This is a genomic window from Actinomadura logoneensis (genome assembly GCF_003428695.1).
Classification (GTDB): Bacteria; Actinomycetota; Actinomycetes; order Streptosporangiales; family Streptosporangiaceae; genus Spirillospora; species Spirillospora logoneensis.
In genome coordinates, this window is record NZ_QURH01000638.1 from 1 (window position 1) to 2,500 (window position 2,500).

Consider the following 2,500-nt stretch of genomic DNA (forward strand, 5'->3'; position numbering starts at 1 on the left):
CACCGGCAGCCGACCCGCCGCCGGTCCGGCCGTTCCCACATCCGTCCCCAGATCCGAGCGCCGCGTCCGCCCGGCCCGCGAGGGCCCGGCGGGCGCGGCCACCCCAGGAGTCGAGAAGATGACCAACCACGACCCGTCCGCCACCGGCAGGCGCGCGTTCCTGCGGACCGCGGCGCTGCTGGGCGCGGCGGTGCCGCTCGCCGCCGCCGGATGCTCCACCACCGACCCCGCCCAGGAGCGGCAGGGCGGCGGCACGCTCAAGCGGGCCAAGCAGGACGGCAAGATCACCATCGGGTTCGCCAACGAGTCGCCCTACGGCTACACCGACAAGAGCGGCAAGCTCACCGGCGAGGCGCCCGAACTGGCCCGGGTGATCTTCAAGGAGCTCGGCATCGACAAGGTCGAGGGCGTCAACGTCGACTTCGGCGGGCTCATCGGCGGCCTGAAGGCCAAGCGGTTCGACGTGATCGCGGCGGGCATGTTCGTGCTCCCCCAGCGCTGCGCCGAGGTCGCCTTCGCCGACCCCGACTACGTCGCCAAGTCGGCGTTCATGGTGCCCAAGGGCAACCCCAAGGGCGTCCACAAGTTCGAGGACGCGGCGCAGAAGAAGCTGAAGGTCGGCGTGCTGACCGGCGCGGCCGAGGGCGACTACGCCACCAAGCTCGGCGTGTCCAAGGGGAACCTGAAGACCTTCCCCGACCAGCCGAGCGCGTTCGAGGGCCTGAAGGCCGGCCGGATCGACTGCATCGCGCTGACCCGCATCTCCCTCGTCGACCTGCTGTCCAAGCACAAGGGCGAGCCGTTCGAGGTCACCGACGCCTACGTCCCGGTCATCGGCGGCAAGGAGCAGCTGGGCGCGGGCGCGTTCGCGTTCCGCAAGGCCGACACCGACCTGCTGCAGGCGTTCAACGGCAAGCTGGGCGAGCTCAGGAAGAGCAACCGGCTGCTCCCGATCATCCAGCCGTTCGGGTTCAGCCAGGCCGAGCTGCCCGGCCCGAACGACACCGCCGCCCGGTTCTGCCAGGGCTGACCGCCATGTCCGACGTACTCGACAGCTACCCGCTGCTGCTCAGGGGAGCCTGGACGACGCTCCAGATCACCCTGCTCGGCGCCGCGCTCGCGCTCGTCCTGGCCCTGGTCGTGGGCCTGGCCGGGACGGCGCGCAGCGCCGTGCTCCGCGCGGTCAACCGGATCTACGTGGAGTTCTTCCGCGGCATCGCGGCGCTGGTGCTCATGTACTGGTTCTTCTACGCGCTCCCGCTGCTCGGCCTGCGGTTCACGCCGATCGCGGCGGCCGTCCTCGCGGTCGGGCTGAACTACGGCGCCTACGGCGCGGAGGTCGTGCGCGGCTCGATCAACGCCGTCCCGCGGGCCCAGTGGGAGGCGGCCTGCGCGCTGAACTTCACCGCCGTCCAGCGGATGCGCCGGGTTTTGCTGCCGCAGGCCACCGCCCTGATGCTGCCGCCGTTCGGCAACCTGCTCATCGAGCTGATGAAGGCGACGGCGGGCGTGTCGCTGGTGGCGATCGCCGACCTGACCTTCCGGGCCAAGCAGATCCAGGCGTCCACCGGGCAGACCGCCGCGACGTTCGCGGTGATCCTGGTGATCTACTTCGTGATCGCCCAGGCCCTGCAGGTGCTGGTGCGGCTCGCCGAACGGCGCAGCGCGCGGATGCTCGGCCGCGGGCTCCCGCCCCGTCCGGCCACCGCCGCCGCGGCCGGCCCCCAGGCGGTGACGCCGTGAACTGGGACTGGAAGTACACCGGCGACCTCATCCCCGACCTGCTGGACGGCCTGCGCGTCACGGTCATCGCGACGCTGTTCGGCTACCTGATCGCGCTCGCGCTCGGCCTCGTCTGGGCGCTGCTGCGGCGCTCCCCCAACCGGGTGCTCAGCCAGACCGTCCGGTGGGTGACCGAGTTCATCCGCAGCACCCCGCTGCTCGTGCAGCTGTTCTTCATCTTCTACGTGCTGCCCTCCTGGGGGCTGACGCTCGGCGCGCTGACGGCCGGGATCGTCGGCCTCGGGCTGCACTACTCGACCTACACCGCCGAGGTGTACCGGGCCGGCATCGACGACGTCGCGCGCGGCCAGTGGGAGGCCGCCAGGGCGCTGAACCTGCCGCGCCGCCGCGTCTGGACCGCGGTGGTGCTGCCGCAGGCGGTCCGGCGGATCGTCCCGACGCTGGGCAACTACCTGATCGCCCTGTTCAAGGACACGCCGTTCCTGTTCGGCATCACCGTGGCCGAGCTGCTGGCCACCGCGTTCGACGAGGGCGCGCACACCCTGAAGTACCTCGAACCGATCACCGTCGCCGGGCTGTTCTTCATCATCGTCAGCACCGTGTCGTCCCTGGTCCTGCGACGTCTGGAGAAGCGCTATGCCACCCACTGACCTCACCTCGCCCGCCGAGCCCCTGCCGGAGAAGGCCGCGGGCGCCACCGGGGCCGCCGCGGAGGGCCCCGCCGGGACCGGCTCGGACGGCTCCGCCGGGACCGGTC

The 2,500-nt window shown here is 71.7% G+C and carries 3 protein-coding genes; all 3 read left to right on the plus strand.

Annotation, left to right across the window (positions count from 1 at the left end):
- Window positions 1–118: 118 nt before the first annotated feature.
- From ehuB to ehuD, 3 genes are read left to right on the plus strand one after another with little or no spacing between them, the layout of a single operon-like run.
- The gene (gene ehuB / locus DZF91_RS24975) at window positions 119–1,030 is read left to right on the plus strand and encodes an ectoine/hydroxyectoine ABC transporter substrate-binding protein EhuB (RefSeq protein WP_117359686.1); all 912 of its coding nucleotides are present in this window, start codon (window positions 119–121) and stop codon (window positions 1,028–1,030) included.
- 5 nt (window positions 1,031–1,035) lie between these two features.
- On the plus strand, window positions 1,036–1,743 hold the full coding sequence (gene ehuC / locus DZF91_RS24980; protein ID WP_117359687.1) for an ectoine/hydroxyectoine ABC transporter permease subunit EhuC: 708 nt from the start codon (window positions 1,036–1,038) through the stop codon (window positions 1,741–1,743).
- A complete protein-coding gene (ehuD, locus tag DZF91_RS24985; protein ID WP_117359688.1) occupies window positions 1,740–2,393 on the plus strand; it encodes an ectoine/hydroxyectoine ABC transporter permease subunit EhuD in 654 nt (217 codons plus the stop codon). Before ehuC ends, ehuD begins: the two co-directional genes overlap by 4 nt.
- Window positions 2,394–2,500: the final 107 nt, after the last annotated feature.